Annotated in this window: 19 protein-coding genes and 1 pseudogene; 8 read left to right on the top strand and 12 right to left on the bottom strand. The window is 70.7% G+C overall.

Annotated features, from left to right (window positions below; all coding sequences use genetic code 11):
* The first annotated feature begins 1 nt into the window (after position 1).
* Positions 2–1,138, top strand: coding sequence for an ROK family transcriptional regulator (locus K1T34_RS31125; protein WP_220247504.1), 1,137 nt, complete (start codon positions 2–4; stop codon positions 1,136–1,138).
* Positions 1,139–1,456: 318 nt separating this feature from the next.
* On the opposite strand, the gene K1T34_RS31130 is transcribed toward K1T34_RS31125, so the two are convergent.
* Positions 1,457–1,636 carry a hypothetical protein gene (locus K1T34_RS31130; RefSeq protein ID WP_220238323.1) on the bottom strand — a complete coding sequence of 60 codons (180 nt, stop codon included), beginning with the start codon at positions 1,634–1,636 and terminating at the stop codon, positions 1,457–1,459.
* A gap of 340 nt (positions 1,637–1,976) precedes the next feature.
* Here K1T34_RS31130 and K1T34_RS31135 point away from each other — a divergent pair, with 340 nt between their 5' ends.
* Genes K1T34_RS31135 through K1T34_RS31145 form a run of 3 tightly spaced genes read left to right on the top strand, consistent with a single transcriptional unit; the run spans position 1,977 to position 4,932 of the window.
* Positions 1,977–2,786 carry a DMT family transporter gene (locus tag K1T34_RS31135; protein ID WP_220238324.1) on the top strand — a complete coding sequence of 270 codons (810 nt, stop codon included), beginning with the start codon at positions 1,977–1,979 and terminating at the stop codon, positions 2,784–2,786.
* Positions 2,787–2,807: 21 nt separating this feature from the next.
* On the top strand, positions 2,808–4,169 hold the full coding sequence (locus tag K1T34_RS31140) for a glutamine synthetase family protein (RefSeq protein ID WP_220238325.1): 1,362 nt from the start codon (positions 2,808–2,810) through the stop codon (positions 4,167–4,169).
* A 4-nt stretch (positions 4,170–4,173) separates the two neighbouring features.
* On the top strand, positions 4,174–4,932 hold the full coding sequence (locus tag K1T34_RS31145) for a hypothetical protein (protein ID WP_220238326.1): 759 nt from the start codon (positions 4,174–4,176) through the stop codon (positions 4,930–4,932).
* Here the strand turns inward: K1T34_RS31145 and K1T34_RS31150 are convergent.
* The 3 genes and pseudogenes from K1T34_RS31150 to K1T34_RS31160 all read right to left on the bottom strand — a co-directional run bounded on the left by K1T34_RS31150 (position 4,929) and on the right by K1T34_RS31160 (position 8,183).
* Positions 4,929–6,386: an APC family permease gene (locus K1T34_RS31150; protein WP_220238327.1), complete on the bottom strand. Its 1,458-nt coding sequence runs from the start codon at positions 6,384–6,386 to the stop codon at positions 4,929–4,931. The two genes, K1T34_RS31145 and K1T34_RS31150, sit on opposite strands and share 4 nt — an antisense overlap.
* A 56-nt stretch (positions 6,387–6,442) precedes the next feature.
* Positions 6,443–7,092: pseudogene (locus K1T34_RS31155) on the bottom strand (response regulator).
* Entirely contained in the window at positions 7,089–8,183 is a 1,095-nt protein-coding gene (locus K1T34_RS31160) for a sensor histidine kinase (protein WP_255637691.1), read from the bottom strand. The pseudogene K1T34_RS31155 and the gene K1T34_RS31160 overlap by 4 nt, the downstream one beginning before the upstream one ends.
* Before the next feature lie 106 nt (positions 8,184–8,289).
* Here K1T34_RS31160 and K1T34_RS31165 point away from each other — a divergent pair, with 106 nt between their 5' ends.
* Together K1T34_RS31165 and K1T34_RS31170 are read left to right on the top strand one after the other, a co-directional pair.
* Positions 8,290–8,688: a hypothetical protein gene (locus K1T34_RS31165; protein ID WP_255637692.1), complete on the top strand. Its 399-nt coding sequence runs from the start codon at positions 8,290–8,292 to the stop codon at positions 8,686–8,688.
* Positions 8,689–8,745: 57 nt separating this feature from the next.
* Positions 8,746–9,726: a phosphotransferase family protein gene (locus K1T34_RS31170; protein WP_220238329.1), complete on the top strand. Its 981-nt coding sequence runs from the start codon at positions 8,746–8,748 to the stop codon at positions 9,724–9,726.
* Here the strand turns inward: K1T34_RS31170 and K1T34_RS31175 are convergent.
* From K1T34_RS31175 to ppgK, 7 genes are all read right to left on the bottom strand, one after another.
* Positions 9,718–10,656 (bottom strand): DUF3592 domain-containing protein, encoded by a 939-nt coding sequence (locus tag K1T34_RS31175; protein WP_220238330.1) that lies wholly within the window; start codon positions 10,654–10,656, stop codon positions 9,718–9,720. The genes K1T34_RS31170 and K1T34_RS31175 overlap by 9 nt on opposite strands.
* Before the next feature lie 76 nt (positions 10,657–10,732).
* Positions 10,733–12,427 carry an ABC transporter family substrate-binding protein gene (locus tag K1T34_RS31180; protein WP_255637693.1) on the bottom strand — a complete coding sequence of 565 codons (1,695 nt, stop codon included), beginning with the start codon at positions 12,425–12,427 and terminating at the stop codon, positions 10,733–10,735.
* Positions 12,428–12,468: 41 nt separating this feature from the next.
* A complete protein-coding gene (locus K1T34_RS31185) occupies positions 12,469–14,601 on the bottom strand; it encodes an ABC transporter ATP-binding protein (protein ID WP_220238331.1) in 2,133 nt (710 codons plus the stop codon).
* Positions 14,598–15,593 carry an ABC transporter permease gene (locus tag K1T34_RS31190; protein WP_220238332.1) on the bottom strand — a complete coding sequence of 332 codons (996 nt, stop codon included), beginning with the start codon at positions 15,591–15,593 and terminating at the stop codon, positions 14,598–14,600. Before K1T34_RS31190 ends, K1T34_RS31185 begins: the two co-directional genes overlap by 4 nt.
* Positions 15,593–16,570: an ABC transporter permease gene (locus K1T34_RS31195; protein ID WP_220238333.1), complete on the bottom strand. Its 978-nt coding sequence runs from the start codon at positions 16,568–16,570 to the stop codon at positions 15,593–15,595. Before K1T34_RS31195 ends, K1T34_RS31190 begins: the two co-directional genes overlap by 1 nt.
* A 630-nt stretch (positions 16,571–17,200) precedes the next feature.
* The gene (locus K1T34_RS31200; protein WP_220238334.1) at positions 17,201–18,595 is read right to left on the bottom strand and encodes an RNA polymerase sigma factor; all 1,395 of its coding nucleotides are present in this window, start codon (positions 18,593–18,595) and stop codon (positions 17,201–17,203) included.
* 244 nt (positions 18,596–18,839) lie between these two features.
* The gene (gene ppgK / locus K1T34_RS31205) at positions 18,840–19,601 is read right to left on the bottom strand and encodes a polyphosphate--glucose phosphotransferase (protein WP_220238335.1); all 762 of its coding nucleotides are present in this window, start codon (positions 19,599–19,601) and stop codon (positions 18,840–18,842) included.
* A 64-nt stretch (positions 19,602–19,665) separates the two neighbouring features.
* Here ppgK and K1T34_RS31210 point away from each other — a divergent pair, with 64 nt between their 5' ends.
* Positions 19,666–20,487, top strand: a complete 822-nt coding sequence (locus K1T34_RS31210) for an inositol monophosphatase family protein (RefSeq protein ID WP_220238336.1) — start codon at positions 19,666–19,668, stop codon at positions 20,485–20,487.
* A gap of 34 nt (positions 20,488–20,521) precedes the next feature.
* On the opposite strand, the gene cei is transcribed toward K1T34_RS31210, so the two are convergent.
* Entirely contained in the window at positions 20,522–21,205 is a 684-nt protein-coding gene (cei, locus tag K1T34_RS31215; RefSeq protein WP_220238337.1) for an envelope integrity protein Cei, read from the bottom strand.
* 592 nt (positions 21,206–21,797) lie between these two features.
* On the opposite strand from cei, the gene K1T34_RS31220 reads away from it, so the two are divergent.
* On the top strand, positions 21,798–22,106 hold the full coding sequence (locus K1T34_RS31220) for a DUF4193 domain-containing protein (RefSeq protein WP_204090248.1): 309 nt from the start codon (positions 21,798–21,800) through the stop codon (positions 22,104–22,106).
* Positions 22,107–22,237: the final 131 nt, after the last annotated feature.

A 22,237-nucleotide genomic window follows, 5' to 3' on the forward strand; every position in this document is an offset into this window, starting at 1 on the left:
GGTGCGCCGGCACAACCGCACGACCTTGCTCCGCTTGCTGCACGTCGGCGGGCCGAGCACCCGGGCGACCCTGGCCGCGGAGCTGGGGCTCAACCGGAGCACGATCAAGACCCTCGTCGACGGGCTCGCGGAAGCGGGCGTCGTCGAGGAGAAGGTGCCGAGGCCGGGACGAGGGGCGGGCCGCCCCTCGCTCCTGGTCCTGCCCCAGCCGCACGCGGCGGTCGTGCTCGCGGTCGACCTGCAGGTCGAGCACGTGGCGATCGCGCTCGTGGGGCTGGGCGGCCAGATCCTCGGCCGCAACAGCTGGAACCTGCGCGGCCGGATGCGCGAGGCCGACGAGGTGATCACGCACGTGATCGAGTCGGCCGCCGTGCTGGCCGGCGACCTCGGGGTAACGCCCGTGGCCGTCGGGGTGTCGGTGCCCGGGGTCGTGCGGCGCGCCGACGGCCACGTGCACGAGGCGCCGAACCTGCGCTGGACCGACGTCGCCCTCGGCGAGCGCCTGACCAGCGTGCTGCGCATCCCCGTGCTGGTCGGCAACGACGCCGAGCTCGGCGCGGTCGCCGAGCACCTGCGCGGCGCGGCCCGCGGGTCGTCCGACGCCGTGTTCGTGTCCGCCGACGTCGGTGTCGGCGGCGGCGTCATCGCCCAAGGTTCGTCGCTGCGGGGCGGTGCGGGCTACGTCGGGGAGATCGGCCACATGGTCGTCCGCCCGGGCGGACGCCCCTGCTACTGCGGCAGCAGCGGCTGCTGGGAGACCGAGATCGGCGAGGCGGCCCTGTGCCGGGCCCTGGGCCTGCCGGAGGACACCGCACGGGGCGCGATCCTGTTCGAGCTGCGTGAGCTGGCCCGCGACCCCGAGGCGGCGCTCTCCCGGCTCGAGGAGTTCTCGGAGTGGCTCACTCTCGGGCTCGTCAACGTGGTCAACCTGCTGGGCCCGCAGCTCGTCGTGCTGGGCGACCTGCTCACGGTGCTGCCGGACTCGGTGATCCGCGCGGTGGCCGCCGAGGTCCGCCGGCGCAGCCTGGTGAGCCGGGCCGTCGGCGGGACGCGGATCGTGAGCTCGGCGCTGGGCGCGGACGTGAAGCTGCTGGGCGCCGCCGAGGTGGCGTTCGAGGTCGTCCTCGACACGGTCTAGGCAGGTTCGTGAAGGGCACCTTGCCGGACTCCGAGTCCCGCAAGGTGCCCTTCCCGGACTTCCCGGCGATTGCCACGGGGAATTGCCGGGTGTGGCGTTTGCCACTGAAGTGCCTGGTATTCGGTTTCGGTGCGGTTTCGAACCGGACAGGAATTGTCAATTCAGCACCCGGTGCAAAACGTGAAGTTGCAAGTGGCGAAGTCGCCGGGGTCTCGGTTTCACCGCGAATGGGTCTCGATACGCCGAAGGCGGCAGGTGCATCGGGCACCCGCCGCCTTCGGGCCGAGTCGTTCGTCTCGGCGTGGTCTCTCGAGACCCCTACTTCTGGATCTCCGCGGCCAGTTCCTTGAGCTTGGCCTCGTGCTCACGGGCGTGGTGCCCGCAGAAGAGCAGCTCACCTCCGGAGCTGAGGACGGCGCGTACCTGAGCCGCAGCCCCGCACCGGTCGCATCGGTCGACGGCGGTCAATTCGGGGCGGGTGAGCGTGGGTGATGTCATGGGGGTCTCCCTCCGTCCCGGTACTGGTTGCCCAGTACCTAGATCCAGCTACGCCCACTTCGGAACTGACGCCCTCGGCGGGATCGCCTCCGGCTCCGCGGTGTTCGTGCTTCCACTGTTCCAGACGTTTCGCGGCCCGCAAGTGTTCCCGCGCCGGTGGGACCTGTGTCACGCCGATTTACCCCAGTTGTCGTAGTCCCATCCCGCTCCTTAGGACAAGGGTGCCTGTGCGTAGTCGTTTTCCGAGGTCAGGCACCATGCGCGAGTGGGTTCTGTGCTATCCGGAAAACGTGCGACGGCCATTCCGGCCCCGGTCTTGTTCGTTCTCAGCGGAATTTCGATGTATGCCGGGGCGGCCATCGCGGTCGGGCTTTTCGGGCACGCCTCCCCCTCGGGGGTGGCCTGGCTGCGCTGCCTGGGCGCCGCTGTGGTGCTGCTCGCGTGGCGCCGGCCCGCCCGCGCTGCGTGGCGGGGCCGGCGGTTCCTGCTCGCCGCCGCGTTCGGCGTGGTCACCGCCGTCATGAACGTGGCCTTCTACGAGGCCATCGCCCGCCTCCCGCTCGGCACGGTCGTGGCGCTGGAGTTCGCCGGGCCCGTGGTCGTGGCGGCCGTGGGGTCGCGCACGCGCCGCGACCTCGGCGCGCTGGCGCTGGTGGCCGTCGGCGTCGTCGCGATCGCCGACGTGCGGCTGGAGGGCAGCGCGCTGGGCGTCGTGTTCGCCCTGGCCGCGGCGGCCGCGTGGGCCGGGTACATCGTGCTCGGCAAGCGCGTCGCGGTGGCCGGCGACGGCGTGGACAGCCTCGCGGTGGGCTTCGCCGTGGCCACGGTCGTGCTCTCGCCCCTGGCGCTCGGCACGGGTGAGGTGTGGTCTTCGCCACGTATGCTGCTGCTCGGCATCGGCGTGGGCGTGCTGTCGACGGTGGTGCCCTACGTGCTCGACCAGTTCGTGCTGCGGCGCGTGGGCCGGGCCGGCTTCGCGGTGCTGCTGGCGCTGCTCCCGGTCACGGCCGGAGTCACGGGGTACGCGCTGCTCGCGCAGGTGCCGAGCCTGCCGGAGGCGCTGGGCACCCTCGCGGTGGTCGCCGGGGTCGCGCTGCGCCGCAGGGACGAGCCCACGTTCGACGATGTCTCGCCTGAGCCGCGATACTGACCCGAACCCCCGGAGGTGGCGATGACCAAGGCGGCGTCGGCGGTCGCGAAGGACCTGGCCTTGTCCGGGGTGGGCGGAGTGCACCTGTCCTGGGCCGACAACAACGGCATCCCGCGCTCGCGCATCGTGCCCATCCACGGCCTCGCGGGCGCCGCCGCCCGCGGCGTGGGCGCGACCTCGCTGTTCGCCGTGTTCGACAGCCACGACGCCATCACCTACGGCCACGCGGGCCTGGCGACGCCGTCCGGCGACATCCGGCTGGTGCCGGTGCTGGAACGCCTGCGGCGTCTCGCCGGCCAGCGCGCGCTCGCCTGGGCGCCCGCGCGGCAGGTCGCCGCCGACGGCTCGCCCTGGCCCTACTGCCAGCGCTCGGTGCTGGAACGCCAGGTAGCCGAGGCCGGCCGCCGGGGGCTGGAGTTCCTGGCCGGCTATGAGCTCGAGTTCGCCGTGACGCCCGCCGGCAGCACCGACGTCGTCGCGGCACCCGGGCACCCCGGCCCCGCCTACAGCCCGCACGCGCTCGTCCGCCTCGACGGGTTCGTCGCCGCGCTGCTGCACGACTTCGCCGCCAACGGCCTGGAGATCGGCCAGCTGCACGCCGAATACGGCCCGGCCCAGCTGGAGCTGTCGCTGGCGGCCACCGACCCCGTGTCGGCCGCGGACGACCAGCTCCTGGCCCGCCAGACCATCCACGCCGCCGCGCACGCCCACGGCCTCGCCGTGAGCTTCGCGCCGCTGGTCAGCCTCGCGGCCGCCGGCAACGGCTGGCACCTGCACACGTCCGTGCGGCGCCGCGGCCGCAACCTGCTCGCGGGGGAGGGCCGGCCCGGCGATCTCGCGGGCGAGGGTGCCGCCTACCTCGGCGGCCTGCTGCGCGACCTGCCCGCCCTGACGGCCGTCACGGCCCCGAGCGTGCCCTCCACGCTGCGGCTGCGCCCGGGCTACTTCGCCGGCGCGTACGCGTTCTGGGGCGTGGAGAACCGCGAAGCGCCCCTGCGGTACGTGCCGGACTCGGCCCTGCTCGGCCCGGACCACGCGAACGTCGAGCTCAAGGCTTCCGACGCGTCGGCCAACCCGTACCTCGCGCTGGCGGTCGTGCTGGCCGCCGGGATGGCCGGCATCGAGGACGGCGCCCCGCTGCCCGAACCGATCGCCGAGGACCCGGGCGGCTGGACGGCGGGCGAACGCGAGACCCGCGGCGTCCTGCCGCTGCCCGCGAACCCCGCCGACCAGGCCGCGGCGCTGCTCGCGTCGCCCCGCGTCTCGGGCGCCCTCGGCGACGAGCTGCTGGGCGCGTTCCGCGCGGTCCGCGCGTCGGACGCGGCGTGGGCCGCGGACCGCACGCCGGAGGAGATCGTCGCGGCCCACGCTTGGCGGTACTGACCGCGTGGCCGCGGCCGAGCTCTCCGCCGTGCACTGGCTGCCCGGCGCCGCGCGGCTCATCGCCGAAGCGCGCGCCGAGCTGCCGCAGAAGGACGGGCTCTCGGCTGCCTTCGCGGCGCTGGCCGTGCTGCGGGCGGCCGGCTGCGCCGTGGCCGACCAGGACGAGGTCGCGGTGGCGGCCGGCACCGTGCGCGCGCCGGGCGAACCGCCGGCCGGGGCGAAGAACCGGGACGACTTCCGGCTGCCCGTCCCGTGCGACGCCGCGACGGCGGGTACTGAGCCACAAGCGCTGGCCGCCGCCGTGGAAGCGTTGTCGGGCAAGCGGTTGCGGGTCGTCCCGGCGACGGGGGAGTGGTCCCCGCAAGCCTTGGTCGACCTGCTCGTGGCGCTGTGGGACCTGCCGCGCGTGGCGGTGCTCGCGCGGCTGGACCCGGCCGAGCTGGGCTCGCCCGACACCCCGGAACGCGCGCTGCTCGACTACCTCCACACGGGCGTCCCTCCCTTGTGGACGAACCGGTGGCGCCCGCCGGGCCACCACCACGTCCTGGTGGCCGGCGTGCGGATCGGCGCCGAAGGCACGCTGCTGTCCGTTGTGGACACCTATGCCGTGCTGGGGGACAACGGGATCCACGACCAGCCGGCGGAATGGGTCACGGCCGCGCTGGCCGCCTCGGGAGTGCTGCTGCTCGTCGCGGACGCGGCCCACGCCGGCGAGCTCGCCGAAGCGGTCGCCGGCGCGGGCCTGCGGCCCGGCTTCGCCTAGGTGGGCGACCCGGCCCGGTTGCCCGGCGCGAGGCGGGAGTGCTTGCGGCCGTAGAAGAAGTAGATCAGCAGGCCCAGCACGAGCCACGCGGCGAAGCGGATCCAGGTGAGCACGTCGAGGTTCAGCATGAGGTAGAAGCACGCCACCGCGGCGATGATCGGCACCACGGGGGAGAACGGCACGCTGAACGGCCGCTTCAGGTCAGGGCGGCGCTTGCGCAGCACCGGCACGGCCAGCGCGACGATGATCATCGCCGAGAGGGCGCCGATGCTGACCATGTCCGACAGCGCGGAGATCGGCACGAACGCCGCGAGCGCCGCGATCAGGATGGCGCCCAGGATGGTCATGCGGTGCGGGGTGCCCCAGCGCGGATGGGTGGTGCCGATGGCCTTGGGCAGCAGGCCGTCGCGGCCCATCGCGAAGCCGATGCGGCCGATGGTCACCAGCTCGACCATCATCACCGACGTCAGGCCGGTCACCGCGCCGAGCGAGATCAACGCGCCGACCCAGTGCTGGCCGACGCTGTCGAACGCGGCCGCGAGCGGGGCGCCGGTGTCGATGTCGGTGAACGGGATCATGCCCGTGAGCACGATCGAGACGGCGATGTAGAGCACGGCGCACACGGCCAGCGCGCCGAGGATGCCCACGCGCAGGTCCTTGCGCGGGTTGATGGTCTCCTCCCCGAGGTTCGCCAGCGCCTCGAAACCGGTGTAGGCGAAGAACACCACGGCCGCGGCGGTCACGACACCCGCGATGCCGTACACGGACTGCTCGAGGCCGAGCGCGGCCTGCACCACCGGCTGTTCCAGCACGCCCGAGCCACCCGAGGGCGGCTGCGCCGGCGGGATGAACGGCGTGAGGTTGGCGCCCTTGATGAAGAACACCCCGACCACGATGATCAGGATGCACACGGCGACCTTCACGCACACCAGCACGTTGGTGAGCCACGCGGATTCCTTGATCCCCAGCACTGCCACCACCGTCAGCACGGCGATGATGATCACCGCGCCGATGTTGACCTTCGCGTCCTCGCCGAACCACGTGGGCGAGAGGCCCAGCAGGTTCGCGAGGTACCCGGACCACCCGCGCGACACCACGGCTGCGCCGAGCGCGAACTCCAGCAGCAGGTCCCAGCCGATGATCCACGCGAACACCTCGCCGAGCGTGGCGAACGCGTAGGTGTAGGCGCTGCCGGCCGTCGGCACGCTGGAGGCCAGTTCGGCGTAGCAGAGCGCCGCGAGTCCCGCGACGACCGCGCCGATCACGAACGACAGCGTGACCGCCGGGCCCGCGTGGGTCTTGGCCTCGACGCCGGCGAGCGTGAAGATCCCGGTCCCGATGATGATCCCGACGCCGAACCCCACCAGGTCGCGTCCCCTGAGCCGCCGCTTCAGCTCGCCCGAGTCCTGGCGCTTCAGGACCTCGTCCACGTCCAACGTTCTCCGCACACCCATGGAAGAACGTTAGAAGCTCACGGGCCGGCCTGCAGATCGGCTGCTCGACGCGGACTTCAGTTCAGCGCGAGCCCGGCTTCCTGCGCGAGGATCGCGACCTGCACCCGCGAGCGGAGGTCGAGTTTCGTGAGCACGCGCGACACGTGCGTCTTCACCGTGGTCTCGCCGATGTGCAGGCGGGTGCCGATCTCGGCGTTGGACAGGCCGGCGCCCAGGCAGCCCAGCACCTCGCGTTCGCGGTCGGTGAGGTCGTCCAGACCAGAGGGCGCGGTGACGGGTTTCCCGGCCGACTGCGCGAAGGCCGTGATGAGCTTGCGCGTCACCTGCGGCGCCAGCACCCCCTCGCCCGCGGCGACGAGCTTCACGGCCTCGATCAGCCGCGGCGCTTCGACGGACTTGAGCAGGAAACCCGCGGCACCGGCGCGCAGGGCGGCGTGCACGTACTCGTCGAGGTCGAACGTCGTGAGCACGAGGGCCTGCGCCAGCCCTTCGGCGACGAGCTCGCGGGTGGCGGTGATGCCGTCGGTGCCGGGCATGCGCACGTCCATCAGCACGACGTCGGGCCGCAGCGCCCGCGCCTGCCGGACCGCGGCGGCCCCGTCGGCGGCCTCGCCGACCACCTCGATGCCTTCGGCGTTGCCGAGGATCAGCACGAGGCCCGCCCGGATCGCCCGTGGTCGTCGGCCACCAGCACCTTGACCGTCACGCGTGTCCGACCACCAGTGGCAGCTCGGCGCGGACCACCCAGTCCGAGCCCGACGGGCCCGCGCTCAGCGTTCCGCCCACGGCACTCGCGCGTTCGCGCATGCTCAGCAGCCCGTGGCCCGTGCCACCGGTGCGCGCGGCCGCCGAACGCAGCTCGTTGCCGATCTCGACGGTGAGTATGCCGCCGTCGCAGCGCAGGTCCACCATCACCCGCCCGCACGGCGCGTGCTTCACCGTGTTGGTGAGCGCTTCCTGCGCGATCCGGTACGCGGTGAGGTCGACCGCGGCGGGCAGGCCGGCAGAGGAGTCCACTGTGGATTCGACGACGAGCTCCATCCCCGTGGCGCGCGCGGATTCCACGAGCCGCGACAGCTCAGCGAGCCGCGCGGGGGCGGTGGTCTCGTACTCGTCATCGCCCGTCTCTGACGCGGCGCGCAGCAGGCCGATCATCGTGCGCATCTCGTCGAGCGCGCTCACGCTGTTCTCCCGCACGGCCTCGAGCACCGCGCGGGACATCTTCGGGTCCTCGGCCATCGACAGCGCCGCCTCCGACTGGATCGCGATGGCCGAGAGGTGGCCCGCGATCACGTCGTGCAGGTCGCGCGCCATCCGCGCCCGCTCGGCGGCCACGGCGGCGCGCTGGTCGAGCTCGGCGATCTTCGTCAGCTGGTCGGCGTTGGCGCGTTCGGTGGTGGCGATGTCGCGCTGCTGGCGCACGTTCGCCGCCCACCACACCGGCACCAATAGGAACGGCAGGATCCCCAGCGCGCCGATCACGGCCACGCGCCACTGCGCGGACACGGCCAGCGCGGCGACCAGCACGCCCAGCGCGGCTGTGGCCGCCACGCCGATCATCACCCGGCTCATGCGGCGCGACCCGTAGAGCGTCGCTGCGTAGAGGAAGTCGGTGTACACGGCCACGACCGGCAGCGACGGGCCCAGCACCAGGTCGACCGCGAGCACACCCGTGACCAGCAGCAGGCCGCCCGGCACCCAGCGGCGCAGGAACGACAGGCCGCACAGCACCGCGAGCTCCACGAGCTGCACCCACAGCCCGAAGTGGTCGGGGCCGGGGATCAGGCGGTGCTGCACATCGCGGCGAGCGCCGTGCTGCTCGCGGTGGGCGCGGCCGTGCTGTTCGCCGGACAGGCTCGCAAACGCCGGCGCGATCACCTGTGACGCGGCTTACACTGGACGCGTGGCCGACGCGACCGGCAGCGTGGCCGGGCCTCTCGTCCTCTTCGCCGTGGTCAGCTTCGCTCCCTCGGCCCTTTTCTGGTGCGCGCTGCGCATGCCCACCCTCTACCGCTGGCTGCGCGACCGCCGCCGCGAGCAGCTCCAGCCGGCGGGCCCGCCCGTCGAACGTCTCTCCGCGGACCTGCGACGGGTGCACCGCGTGCTCGCGTCGTACCCGCCCGGCACTCCGGCGGCCCGGCGCATCGGCACCCGCCAGGCTTACGACGAGCTGCTGCAGACGGCCTGCCGCGCGGTCGGCGTCGAGCACCGGCTCGAGTCGCTGCCCGAGGGCATCGACCGCGATCTCGAACGGCTGCGCATCGAGGAGTCGTTGAGGCGCGAGGGTCTGGCGGTGCCCTGAGCGGCCGGGGTGCGGAGTGTGATCGAGTGCCGCTGACGGGCCTGCCAGGATGAGCCCATGGACTTTCGCCCCCTCGACCGCCCGATCGGGGCTTTCCAGCAGCAGCTCGGCCCCGAACAGATCCAAGCGGTGTGCGAGCGCGTGTTCGGGCCCGCCACCGTGGTCCGCGCCGCGATCGAGCTGGGCTGGGGCGGCTACAACACGACCTACCGCGTGGAGCTCGCCGACGGGCCGGTGATCCTGCGCGTGGCCCCGGCGCCCGCGCGCCAGGCGCGGACCGAGTGGCAGTTCATGCGCAACGAGTACGTCGCGGCGCCCTACTTCGCGCCCATCGCGCACCTGCTGCCGCGCACGATCGCGGCCGACTTCACCCACGAGGTGCTCCCGCGCGACTACGTGGTGCAGGCCGTGCTCACCGGCCGCGCCGGGCCCGACGTCCTCCCGACGTACCCGCCGGCCGAGCGCGGGCCGTTCTACCGCGAGCTGGGCCGCCTGACGCGCCTGGTGCACGACGTGCGCGGGCCCGGCTTCGGCCCGGTCGCGGGGCCGCACTTCGCCACGTGGAGCGAAGCGCTGGTCGCCTTCTTCGCCGACAACGCGCTCGACCTGGAGGACCGCGGCCTCGACGCCGCCGACGTGCGGGAGATCGGCAAGCTCGCCGCCCGCGACTCGGCGCTGCTCGACGAGGTCACCGAACCGCGCCTGCTGCACGGCGATCTGTGGACGATCAACGTGATGCTCGCCGACGATCTCCGCGTCACCGGCGTCTACGACCACGACCGCAGCTGGTGGGGTGACCCGGCGGCCGACTGGCCGATCCGCATGGCGCTGGCCAAACCCGGTACGGAGCGGGACACGTTCTGGGAGGCCTACGGCCCGCTCGACACCTCGCCCGGGGCCCGGCGGCGCATGCTCTACTACCGCGCCCGGCACCTCGGCGCGCTGCGGCTGGAGCGCCACCGCCTCGACCAGGCGGAGAAGCTCGCGGACTCCTACGACGAGCTGGCCGCCGTCCTCGGGGAGCTGGGCTCAGACTGACGGGTCGGAGCCGCGCAGCGCGGCCCACCAGAACCCGAACGCGGCGACGAGCACGGTGACCACGAGCCACCCGCTGAAGCCGCTGCCGTCGACGAAGGCCCAGAACACGCCGACCACGGGGGCGACGGCCAGCACCGGCAGGTCGGCGCGGAACTGGCGGATCAGCGACACCGGGCGCGCCGCGGCGAGCGCGCGTTCCTCGTCCGGCTCGGCGGGGTTGTCGGTACGGCGGCCGCGCGGTTCGGTGGCCCGCACCGAGCCGGCCGAGTACAGCAGCTCGTCGCCGACTTCGACGGCGACGAGCCGGTCGCGCCGCACGTCGCCGCGGACCACGACCTTCGTCGGCGCGGGCAGGCCGATCAGGGTGGGGGAGAAGTACACCGGGATCCAGCGCGGCGACGCCGTCTCGGTCTCGAGCCAGGACCGCGTGAGCAGACCGCGTTGCACCTTCACCCGCCGCACCGGGATCGGTGACGTCGACGCCGCGGCTCGCGCGGGCCGGACGAAGCGCGTGAAGAACAGGAAGAGGTCGACGGCCAGCACCGCCGCGGCCGCGACCACGGTCACCGTGGCGTAGGTCGTCGCGCGGTCGGCGGTCACGATCGGTGTCGCGTCGCGGATCAACGCGCGGGACGGCTGCGCGGGGTCGTACAGCACGGGCACGCTCGTGCCGGCCTTCGGGGCCGAGCTGTCGAGCGCGACATCCGCCGTCGCGAGAGACCCGCCGGCCACCGGGAAGCGCACGGTCGCCGAGCCTTCGCCGCCGCGCACCACCGTGCCCGTGGCCTGCGCCGTGATGCCCCGGACGTCGGCCTGCGCGTGGGAGAACTCCAGCAGCTGCAACACGAACACGGCCGCGCACGCGAGCAGCACCACGCCGCTCGTCACGAGGACGTGGCGCACCGGCCGCAGCCGCAGGAAACTCCGCATGAGTGCCACCTTAGGTGTCTACAAAGGAAAGAGCGGCGCGGGCCGGGGCCCGCGCCGCTCTCCCGGGGGTACAGCGTTACTTCACGAAGCCGATCTTGGTGTAGTCGTACGGGTTGTTCGCGTAACCCGGCGAACCGAAGTTCGCCAGCGTCTTGCGCGTCGCGAACGCGCCCGGCGACTGGAAGATCGGGAGCTGGTGCCCGATGGCCCAGATCTCCTTGTCGGCGGCGTTGATGTCCGCGGCCCGCTTCGTGTCGTCCAGTTCTTGCGCCGCGGTGTCGAGCAGCTGGTTCAGCTTGTCGTCACCGATGCGGCCGTAGTTCTGGTTGATGTTCTTCGGGTCGAGGTAGTAGATGCCCTTGCTGCCGCCGATCGGGAACGAGTTCGAGATCCAGCGGAAGATCGTCAGGTCGAAGTTGCCGACGTTGACGTAGTTCTTGAAGAACTCGGTGGTCGGCACGGCCTGGATGTCCAGCCCGACACCGATCGCCTTGAACTCCGACTGCAGGATCTGGCCGATCTGCTGGCTGATCGGGGTGCCCGACGGGATCACCAGGCGCACCTTGAGCTGCTTGCCGTCCTTGGCCCGCGTGTCACCGTTGAGCTTCCAGCCGAGCTTGTCCAAGTCGGCCTTCGCGCCATCGGCGTTGAACTTGTACGGACCGGAGTTGTCCTCATAGGTCTTGGAGCCCTTGAGGAACAGGTGGTTGCCGATCGGCGTGGTGTCCTTCTGCATCTGACCGAGGATCGCCTTGCTGATCCCGACCGTGTCGACGCCCTTCATCAGCGCCAAGCGCAGGTCCTTGTCGGCCAGGATCGAGCTGGACGCACCATTGAAGGTCAGGTGCGTGTAGTCCGGGTAGGTCGACTGCCGGACGACCGCGTTCGGGTCGGCCTGGGCGCGCTTGAAGGTGTTGATGTCGTTGTTCAGGTTGTAGAAGTCGATCTGGCCGTTGGCGAAGGCGTCCGGCTGCGCGGCGCGGTCGACGACCTTGTAGGTCACGGTGTCCAGCTTCGGCTTCGCGCCCCACCAGTTCGGGTCACGCTCGAAGACCGCGGTCTTGCCGGTCTGGTCGATGCTCTTGACCTTGAACGGGCCCGCGGTGATCGCCGGCTTCGCGGCCCAGCTCTTGTTGAACGTGTCCGGGTCGGAGTTCAGCTCCTTGGGGTAGAGCGGGCTGAACAGCGACTTCCACTCCGCGAACTTCTTCGCGAAGGTGATCTTCACGTCGAGGTCGTCGGCGCCCTTCTCGACCTTGGCGATGTCCTCGTAACCCGTGGTGCCCGACACCTGGTAGGCGGGGTTCTTGCCGCTGAGCACGTTGGCCTGCGCGGCGTAGTCCTCCCACGAGAACTGCCGGCCGTTGCTCCACTTGGCCTTCGGGTTGATCTTCAGCTCGACCACCTGCGGGTCGGTGCTGACGACCTCGGCCGAGGTGAGGTAGTTCTGGTCCAGGCCCACCGACGCGTCGGCGTTCTGCGGGAACGGGTAGGGCAGGATGGCGCCGAACATGTTCGCGCCGTCGAGCACCGTGCCGTCAACCTCGTTGTAGTTCCAGTTGTCGGGCAGCGAGTCGATCGGCCACTTGAGGTCGCCGCCGTCCTTGAGCTGGTCGACCGGCATCGCGTTGATGTCCGCGGTCTTGACCTGCTGGGTGCCGGCGTCCTGCAGTCCGCTGTTACCACTGCTGGAGGAGCCGCCGCCACAAGCGGCGAGCAGGAGCCCCAGAGCGGCAACGGGAGCCACGAGTGCGGCCATTCTCCGTCGCATCATGTTTACCTTTCTTTCCCTGTGTGCCAACGGATGCGTGGCTACACGACTTCGCGGGTCTTGGCGTAGTGGCAGGCGACGTCGTGGTCGTCCGCGCGGGACTCGCGCGGCGGCTCGACGTCGATGCACTTCTGCTTGTCCTGTTCGGACAGTTGCGAGAACACGAAACAGCGCGTGCGGAACCGGCAGCCCGACGGCGGGTTCGCCGGGCTGGGCAGGTCGCCGGTGAGGATGATCCGGGTCCGCTCGCGTTCCTTGATCGGGTCCGGGATCGGGATCGCGGACAGCAGCGCCTGCGTATACGGGTGCTGCGGCGCGTCGAAGACCGTCTCCACGTCGCCGATCTCGACGATCTTGCCGAGGTACATCACGGCCACGCGGTCGGCGATGTGCCGGATCACCGAGAGGTCGTGGGCCACGAACAGGTACGACAGGCCGAGCTTCGCCTTCAGCTCGTCGAGCAGGTTGATCACGCCGGCCTGGATCGACACGTCCAGCGCGGACACCGGTTCGTCGAGCACGATCAGCTTCGGCTCGAGCGCGAGCGCCCGGGCGATGCCGATGCGCTGGCGCTGCCCGCCGGAGAACTCCGCCGGGTACCGGTCGGCGTGCTCCGCGCGCAGCCCCACGAGCCCGAGCAGCTCAGGCACGCGTTTGGCGATGTGCGCCTTGCCGTAGCCGTGGGTCACCATCGGCTCGGCGATGATGTCGCCGATCGGCAGCCGCGGGTCGAGCGCGGCCATCGGGTCCTGGAACACCACCTGCAGGTCGCGCCGGATCTCCTTGCGCCCCTTGCCGTTCAGCTTCGCGACGTCCCGGCCGAGCACCGCCACCGACCCGTTCTGGGGGGCGGCCAACTCGAGGATCTCCATCAGCGTGGTCGACTTGCCACAGCCGGACTCGCCGACCAGGCCCAGTGTCTCGCCCTCGACGATGTCGAAGCTGACGCCGTCGACCGCCTTGACCACACCGGCCTTGCGCTTGAGCACCGCGCCCTTGGTGATCTGGTAGTGCTTTTGCAGGTCCTGCACGTCGAGCACGGCGGTGCGCTGCGCGCGCGGCAGCTTCGCGACTGCCGCCTCCTCGATCACCTCGGCGCCGTAGACCTCGGCCGCGTCGGCCTTGGGGCCGGCCAGCTCTTCGGTACGGATGCAGGCGGCCCGGTGCGTGGTGTCGACCGGAGCGTTCGGGTTGCCCGGCGTGATCGTGAACAGCTCGGGCTCGGCCTGGTGGCACGCGTCGATCGCCAGCGGGCAGCGCGGCGCGAACGGGCAGCCCGAGGGCAGGTTCACCAGCGAGGGCGGCTGGCCCTCGATCGGCACCAGCGGCTGCTTCTCGTGCGCGTCGACGCGGGGGATCGAGCCCAGCAGGCCCAGCGTGTACGGCATCCGCGGCTGGGCGTAGATGGTCTCGACCGGGCCCTGCTCCACGGCGCGCCCGGCGTACATGACCATCAAGCGGTCGGCGAACCCGGCGACCACGCCGAGGTCGTGGGTGATGATCACGATGCCGGCGCCGGTCACCTCCTGCGCGGTCTTCAGCACTTCCAGCACCTGGGCCTGCACGGTCACGTCGAGCGCGGTGGTCGGCTCGTCGGCGATGATCAGGTCCGGGTCGTTGGCGATCGCGATGGCGATCACCGCGCGCTGGCGCATGCCGCCGGAGAACTCGTGCGGGAACGCCTTGGCGCGCGCGGCGGCGTTCGGGATGCCGACGAGGTCGAGCAGCTCCACGGCCCGGTTGTTCGCCTGCTGCTTGGTCATCGAGCCCTTGGCGTGCACCAGCAGCGCCTCGGCGATCTGCGCGCCCACGGTGTACACGGGCGTCAGCGCCGAGAGCGGGTCCTGGAAGACCATCGAGATCTTCTTGCCGCGCAGCTTGGACAGCTCGGTGTCGGACTTGCCGATTAGCTCGCTGCCCTGGAACCGGATGGAGCCGGAGATGCGCGCCTGCGGCGGGAGCAGGCCCATGACCGCGAGCGACGACACCGACTTGCCGGAACCGGACTCGCCGACGATGCCCAGCACCTCGCCGGCCGCGACCTGGTAGGAGAGCCCGCGGACCGCGTGCACGCGGCCGGACTCGGACGGGAACGACACATCGAGGTCGGAGACTTCCAGGACCGTGCCGGTGGGCTTCTCGGTCTCCGCGCCCAGGGTGAGTGCGGCGGTCATGCTGTGACTCCTGTGGTGCTGGGGGACTTCGTTTTCTCTTCGATGCGCTTGCGTTCCTTGCGCCGCGAACGCGACGACGACGGGTCGAGCGCGTCGCGCAGGCCGTCACCCGCGTAGTTCACCGCGAGCACGGTGACCACGAGGAAGCCCGCCGGGATGTAGAACAGCCAGGGGAAGGTGCGCACCGCGTCGGTGCCGCTCGCGATCAGCGTGCCGAGCGAGACGTCGGGCGACTGCACGCCGAACCCGAAGAACGACAGCGAGGTCTCGGTGATGATCGCGACGCCGACGTTGATCGTCGCGTCGATGATCAGCAGCGAGGCCATGTTCGGCACGATGTGCTTGGCGATGATCCGCCACGACGGCTGGCCCATGAACTTCGCGGCCTTCACGAACTCGCGTTCGCGCAACGTCAGCGTCATGCCGCGCACGATGCGGGCGGTGATCATCCACTGGAACAGTGCGATCAGGCCGACCAGGATCAGCCACGTCTTGCCGCGGAAGGCGGGCGAGAGGATCGAGATGATCAGGAACGGCGGCAGGATCAGCAGCAGGTCCACGACCCACATGGCGATGCGGTCGGTCCAGCCGCCGAAGTAGCCGGCGGCCGCACCGACGATCGAGGCGACGCCGGTGGAGAACAGCGCGGCCAGCAGGCCGATCGTGAGCGACTTCTGCAGCCCGCGCATGGTCTGCGCGAACATGTCGCCGCCGATCTGGTTCGTGCCGAACCAGTGGTTCCCGTCCGGCGGCAGCAGGTTCGACAGCGGGTCGAGCTCGTCATACGACCAGGGCGAGTACCAGGTGTAGGTGAAGGCCAGCACGTAGAACAGCACGATCACGGCCAGCGAGATGACCGCGAGCTTGTTGCGCAGGAAGCGGCGCAGCACGAGCTTTCCGCGGCTGGAGGACTTGCTTTCGGCCTCACTGCGCGGGTCGACCGCCAGCACGGCGGAATCGGCGATGTCGGCCTCGTTCACGGGAGCGGCCATCAGATCCTCACCCTCGGGTCGAGCGCGGCGTAGAGCACGTCGGCCAGCCACCCGGCCAGCAGCACGCAGATCGCGATGAACAGCGTCACGGTCGCGACGATGTTGGTGTCCTGCTTCTGGATCCCGGTCACCAGCCAGTCGCCCATGCCGTACCAGCCGAAGATCCGCTCGGTGAAGATGCCGCCCGTGATGAGCAGGCCGAAGCCGAACGCGAACAGCGTCGCCATCGGGATCAGCGCCGTGCGCAGGCCGTGCTTGAACAGCGCGCGCCGGCGGGTGAGGCCCTTCGCCTGAGCGGTGCGCAGGAAGTCGGAGCCGAGCACGTCGAGCATCGCCGAACGCTGGTAGCGGCTGTAGTACGCGACCTGCGTCAGCACGATCGCCAGTGTCGGCACGATGATGTGCTGCAACCGGTCGAGCAGCACGTCGCCGAAACTGCCGTCGATCCCGCTCGTCTCGCCCTGCACGATGAAGAACTGATACCCGCCGAGCAGGTTGTCGTTCACCGACTGGGCGCCCGCCTTGAGGATCGTGGCGATCACGAAGACCGGGGTGGACAGCACGACGAACGAGAACGTGGTGGCCACGTAGTCGCTCACCTTGTACTGCCGGATCGCGCTCACCACACCGACGAGCACGCCGATGATGATGCCGATCGTGATGCCCAGCAAGAACAGCCGAAGGCTCACGCCGGCACGGCGGAAGAGCTCGTCGGTGATCGGCTGGTCGGCGACCGTGCGGCCGAAGTTCCCCTGCAGCACTCCGCCGAGCCAAGTGAAGAAGCGCTCGGGGATGGGCTGGTTCAGGTAGAGCTCGGCCGCCTTGGCGTCGATAGTGGACTGCGGAGCCGGTGGGTTCCGCAGCTTCAGCGCGTCGAGCGGGCTGAAAGCCAGCGACGCCAAGGAAAAGGCCGCGAAGGTGGCGACCAGGCACAATGCCACGTAGTTGACGAGGCGGCGGAGGAGGAAGCCGATCACGGTTTCCTCGATTCACCGGGAACGGAGGTTCCACTCCGTACCGACGGCCACGCCTGACTCTCGCCCCATTGAGTTTTCGTCGAAAACACTAGCCGGTGCTGCCTTCCGAATGCTGCTGACGCTCGTTGTCGGCGCAGCATAATCCGGAGAAGGCCCTCCGATCTTCGTTCCCAGGCAACCAAATAATCACGATTTCCGCCGCAGGCACGTGAAGGACCGACTTTCGGCTGTTGCGGTGGACAGGGGCCGCGAGGTATTCACTACGTGCGGTTCGTCGCGGTGGGTGTGTGGGCGAATACCGCGGATCACGTTCCGGAAATGTTTCCGGCGGCGGACGGAAATGTTGAAGACGGCCGCGGAACACTGGAAACGGACATACCGGTCATGGTTTGGACCTTTGCGCCTGCCGGTGACCCGCCGGCAGAGGTCCAGTCCTGTGCGCCGGCCCCTCTTCGTCCACAGTGGCCGGTCGAGCCGGTGCTTGATCGAAGCGTGCCGAGCGGAGCGTGCCCGATCGATCAGTGCCGATCGATCAGCGCCCGATCGATCAGTGCCCAGTGGATCTTCGCGCACAGCAAAGAACCCCGTCACCGGATTCCGGTGACGGGGTTCCTCGTCGAGACCGAGCGATCAGTCCAGGTAGTCCCGGAGGACCTGGGATCGCGACGGGTGCCGCAGCTTCGACATCGTCTTCGACTCGATCTGGCGGATGCGCTCACGCGTGACGCCGTAGACCTGGCCGATCTCGTCGAGCGTGCGGGGCTGTCCGTCGGTGAGGCCGAAGCGCAGCCGGACCACGCCCGCCTCGCGCTCGGACAGCGTCTGCAGCACCGACTGGAGCTGGTCCTGCAGCAGCGTGAACGACACCGCGTCGACCGCGACGACCGCTTCGGAGTCTTCGATGAAGTCACCGAGCTGCGAGTCGCCCTCGTCGCCGATGGTCTGGTCCAGCGAGATCGGCTCACGCGCGTACTGCTGGATCTCCAGGACCTTCTCCGGCGAGATGTCCATCTCCTTGGCGAGCTCCTCGGGCGTCGGCTCGCGGCCGAGGTCCTGAAGGAGTTCGCGCTGTATACGGCCGAGCTTGTTGATGACCTCCACCATGTGCACCGGGATGCGGATGGTGCGGGCCTGGTCGGCCATCGCGCGCGTGATCGCCTGGCGGATCCACCACGTGGCGTACGTCGAGAACTTGTAGCCCTTGGTGTAGTCGAACTTCTCCACCGCGCGGATCAGGCCGAGGTTGCCCTCCTGGATGAGGTCCAGGAACGCCATGCCGCGGCCGGTGTAGCGCTTCGCCAGCGACACCACGAGCCGGAGGTTCGCCTCCAGCAGGTGGTTCTTGGCGCGCTCGCCGTCGCGCACGATCCACTTGAGATCGCGGCGCATCTGGGTGACGAGCTTCTCGCCCTCATCCTCGGCGGTGCGCACGCGCTCGGCGGAGTAGAGACCCGCCTCGATGCGCTTGGCGAGCTCCACCTCCTCCTCGGCGTTGAGCAGCGCGACCTTGCCGATCTGCTTGAGGTAGGCGCGCACCGAGTCGGCCGAAGCGGTGAGCTCGGCGTCCTTGCGCGCCTGGCGCAGCGCCTCGGACTCCTCCTCGTCCCAGACGAAGTCGGGGTTGTCCGAGGCGGACTTCGGCCCCTTCTCGGCGGCTGCGTTGCTACGGCGGCGCGCGGCGGGCGTCTCCGTCCCCTCGGCTTCTTCTTCCGAGTCGTCGGAGTCTTCTTCGGCGGCCTCGTCGTTGACCGTCTCGTCGACGACGTCGACCTCGACCTCTTCCAGGTCGGACAAGTCCGGGCTGTCGAGTTCGGCCTCGTCGAGGTCGACCGGGCCGTCCGGGTCGCCGTCTTCGGTCTTGGACGCCTTGGTGGTGGCCTTCTTGGCCGGCGCCTTTTTGGCCGGAGCCTTCTTCGCGCCGGCGGTCTTGGGTTTCGCCGCGCCGGTGGCTGCCTCGTCGGCCGGCTCGCCGGCTGCGGTCGCTGTCTTCGTCCCGCTTCGGGTTGCGGTTCTTGCGGCTGCCACTTACGCCCTTTCGCAGCGGTCGATCATGACGAGCCGAGGTATCGCCACCTCGGCTGCCTCACATTCGGGGAACACGCCTCGGCCTGCGGTTTTCACTCCCGCAGCCGTGGGCCGCGTTCCATTGTAACGACGGCCGGGCAGTGCGTCGCGAAGCGATCACCCTCCGGCCTGCCGCACGGTACCTGCACGTGACCTTCCCGTGACCCGCGCGTAGGTTTCGCGGCCGTTCACGGGCGGGTCCGGGTCAGTGCGCGATGCCCTCGACCGCCGCCGCGGCGGCGCCGACGATGCCCGCGTTGTTCTGCAACGAAGCCACGATCACCGGGGTCCGGACGTCCAGCAGCGGCACCCACTTCTCCGCCTTCTTGCTCACGCCACCGCCGACGATGAACAGATCCGGCCAGATCAGGTTCTCCAGCACGGTCAGATAACGGTGTACCCGCTTGGCCCACTGGTGGTAGCTCAGGCCCTCGTTGTCCTTCACCGACGCCGCGGCGCGCTTCTCCGCGTCGTGGCCGTCGACCTCGAGGTGGCCGAACTCGGTGTTGGGCACGAGCTTGCCGTCGTGGAACACGGCGCTGCCGATACCGGTGCCGAAGGTCAGCAGCGCGGTGACGCCGGTGCGCGCGGCCTCGTCGCCGAAGCGGATCTCGGCGATGCCGGCCGCGTCGGCGTCGTTGAGCATCGCCACGTCCGCGACGCTCTTGCCGAGCCGCTTGGCGAACAGCGCGTCGGCGTCCGTGCCGATCCAGGCGTGGTCGATGTTGGCCGCGGTGTGCGCGACCCCCTTCTTGACCACCGACGGCAACGTCACGCCGACCGGTCCGTCCCACTCCGCGATGTGCACGATCTCCGCCACCACGTCCGCGACGGCTTCGGGCGTCGACGGCTGCGGCGTCTCGATCCGGTGTCGCTCGCCGATGAGCTGTCCCGTTTCCAAATCGACCAGCGCGCCCTTGATCCCGCTGCCGCCGATGTCGATTCCGAAACCTCGGGTCGCCGTCACTGACGTGGTCCCTTCTCGCACGATTCAGATGTCTGCTCCGGAGACTTTAACCGGATGTGGTGACATGTCCGACGTGGGAGCTGACGAGTCGTTGCTGAAAAGCGTTGCGGAGCAGGTGGCGGTCGAGGCGGCCGGGCTGGTGCGGGCGGCCTGGACCGCCATGCAGGCGGGCGGCGTGGTCCGCGTGGACACCAAGTCGGCGGACACCGACGTGGTCACCGCGATCGACAAGGAGTCCGAGGAGCTGGTGCGCGAGCGGCTGGCCGAGCTGCGCCCGGGCGAACCGGTGCTGGGGGAGGAGGGCGGCGGCGCCGCGGCCGGGTCCGGCGTGACGTGGGTGGTGGACCCGATCGACGGGACCGTGAACTTCCTCTACGGGCTGCCGGCGTTCGCGGTGTCGCTGGCCGCGCAGGTCGACGGGGTGTCGGTGGCCGGTGCGGTCGTGGAACCCGTCAGCGGCCGCCGCTGGACGGCCGCGCGGGGCCAGGGTGCCTGGCTCGACGGCCGGCGCCTCTCGGCGTCCTCGCCGACGCGCTTGGACCTGTCACTGGTGGGCACCGGGTTCGCCTACGCACGCGATCGTCGCGTGCGCCAGGGCGCGCTCGCGGGCGAGCTGCTCGGGCACGTGCGGGACATCCGCCGCGGCGGAGCGGCGTCGCTGGAGCTGTGCGCGGTCGGCGCGGGCTGGCTCGACGCGTACTTCGAGCACGGCCTGCACCGCTGGGACTGGGCCGCCGGGGCGCTCGTCGCGGCCGAGGCCGGCGCGACGATCCTCCTGCCGGGCTCGGCACCCGATCTGGGCGAGGACGTGACCTTCGCGGCGGCGCCCGGCATCGCGGAGCCGCTGCGGCAGGTGCTGGCCTCGCTGGACGCCAAGAGCGTCTGACGCCCGCCCTGGACCCCCGCCCGGGGGTCCAGGGTCAGCAGGCGACGTCGCGGGCCGCGGCGAGCAGCGTCTGGTCGATCACGGGCGCGCCGGGGCCCGAGGACTGCTCGTTGCCGCCCCCGCCCTGGTGGGACTTGGACCAGTCGGCGAGCTTCTGGAGGATCTGGCGCGCCTCCGGGCGCGGGCGGACGTCGTCGAAGAGCGTGCCGGTGACGAGGTCGACGCTGGCGTCCTTGCGGTTGTCGCGCACGAGTTCGGCGCACGGCACCACGAGGCTCACCGTGCGGGCGGCCGCGGCGCCGTTCTCGCCGTAGCGGATCTGGCCGCGGCACCTGGCGTCGCCCTTGGGGTAGGCCGGGTCGTTGGCCGGGTCGCCGATGGCGGTGAAGCCGAGCTCGCGCAGGGCCGTGGTCGTGATGCCGCCCTGGCCGCGCGTGGTGCTGGCGTTGAGGACCTTCAGCGCCACCTTGTCGGGCGGCACGGGGGAGCGGTCGTCGAGGCCGTTGTGGGCCACGGTCGTGTAAGTGGTGCCCGGAGGCGGAGTGGGGGCCGGCGTGCAGAGCACGGCCTCGTCGACGTCCCCTCGATCGACCACGGCGTTCACCCACACGAACACCGCGCCGAGGGCGAGCACCCCGATCACGATGAGCGCGGGCAGCGGCCGGTGCTTGCGATAAGGCCGCGCACCACGGTCCCCCGAGCCGTTCCCCGACGCCACCTGCCCCGTCCCTTCCCGAACGCGGAAACCCCGTCCGCGGACCCCGCCCCGCAGGACCCCACAACCCCGTGGCGCCGCGCGCCCCGGTCGATGTCGTCCCCCGGTGTCGTCCCCGGTGTACCAGGCGACGCTGTGAGGGCCGCCGTGGCCGCCCAGCCTAGGCGTTCCGCGCCGCACCCGGTGGCGCGGGTCACCCTGTGCCCGCCCCGTCCCCGCCGAGGCCGGGCCGCGAATCGCCGGTCCGCCGATCGCACCACGGAGACCTCCGCGGGAGCAAGCGGACAACGCTGCCGGGTGATCTTCGCGACCCGTGGGCAACCTCAACGGACGCCAGCCGTCTCACCTGCGGATTCCCCCTGTCGGGTGACGAAATTCAAGCAATGCGCGACTCGGTGCGGAGCTCGGCGAACGGTGAGCTACCCTTCCCGGGCTCCGGCCGCAGGAAGAGGGGCACCTGGCTGAGACCTCGGTCACTGCGGGCGCCGGGCACAAACAGGGGCCCTGGAACGTTGACCAGCGGCACGACCGGCTCACGGGTACGCCCGGGGGACCGGAAGAACAAGACAAGCTGATTCGCAGGGGTGAGGGACACATGGCTACCGACTACGACGCTCCGCGCCGCAGCGAAGCCGACGAGCTGGCCGAAGACTCGTTGGAGGAGCTGAAGGCCCGGCGGAACGAGAACCAGTCCGGCGTCGTCGACGTCGACGAGGACGCGAACGCCGAGAACTTCGAGCTTCCTGGTGCCGACCTTTCCGGGCTTTCCGGTGAGGACATGACCGTGAAGGTCGTGCCGAAACAGGCTGACGAGTTCACCTGCTCGGTCTGCTTCCTGGTGCACCACCGCAGCAGGCTCGCCGAAGACAACGGCGGCCGGCTGATCTGTCGCGACTGCGCCTGAGCACAGCCTGCGCCTGACGGCGTACGGGGATCTCGTACAGGACTTCAGGGAAACACAGGTTTTTCAGGGGAAACACAGTCGCGGCGGTCCGGGGAAGCTCGCTCGCGAGCTGGGTAAAGGGGGTCGGCCCA

The sequence above is a fragment of the Amycolatopsis sp. DSM 110486 genome, from assembly GCF_019468465.1.
Taxonomy (GTDB): domain Bacteria; phylum Actinomycetota; class Actinomycetes; order Mycobacteriales; family Pseudonocardiaceae; genus Amycolatopsis.

Excerpts from the sequence above, each read along its gene's own strand:
- K1T34_RS31130 (WP_220238323.1), bottom strand. The coding sequence starts at position 1,636 with ATGACATCACCCACGCTCACCCGCCCCGAATTGACCGCCGTCGACCGA.
- K1T34_RS31135 (WP_220238324.1), top strand. The coding sequence starts at position 1,977 with ATGTATGCCGGGGCGGCCATCGCGGTCGGGCTTTTCGGGCACGCCTCC.
- K1T34_RS31140 (WP_220238325.1), top strand. The coding sequence starts at position 2,808 with ATGACCAAGGCGGCGTCGGCGGTCGCGAAGGACCTGGCCTTGTCCGGG.
- K1T34_RS31150 (WP_220238327.1), bottom strand. The coding sequence starts at position 6,386 with ATGGGTGTGCGGAGAACGTTGGACGTGGACGAGGTCCTGAAGCGCCAG.
- K1T34_RS31170 (WP_220238329.1), top strand. The coding sequence starts at position 8,746 with ATGGACTTTCGCCCCCTCGACCGCCCGATCGGGGCTTTCCAGCAGCAG.
- K1T34_RS31175 (WP_220238330.1), bottom strand. The coding sequence starts at position 10,656 with ATGCGGAGTTTCCTGCGGCTGCGGCCGGTGCGCCACGTCCTCGTGACG.
- K1T34_RS31180 (WP_255637693.1), bottom strand. The coding sequence starts at position 12,427 with ATGCGACGGAGAATGGCCGCACTCGTGGCTCCCGTTGCCGCTCTGGGG.
- K1T34_RS31185 (WP_220238331.1), bottom strand. The coding sequence starts at position 14,601 with ATGACCGCCGCACTCACCCTGGGCGCGGAGACCGAGAAGCCCACCGGC.
- K1T34_RS31190 (WP_220238332.1), bottom strand. The coding sequence starts at position 15,593 with ATGGCCGCTCCCGTGAACGAGGCCGACATCGCCGATTCCGCCGTGCTG.
- K1T34_RS31210 (WP_220238336.1), top strand. The coding sequence starts at position 19,666 with ATGTCCGACGTGGGAGCTGACGAGTCGTTGCTGAAAAGCGTTGCGGAG.
- K1T34_RS31220 (WP_204090248.1), top strand. The coding sequence starts at position 21,798 with ATGGCTACCGACTACGACGCTCCGCGCCGCAGCGAAGCCGACGAGCTG.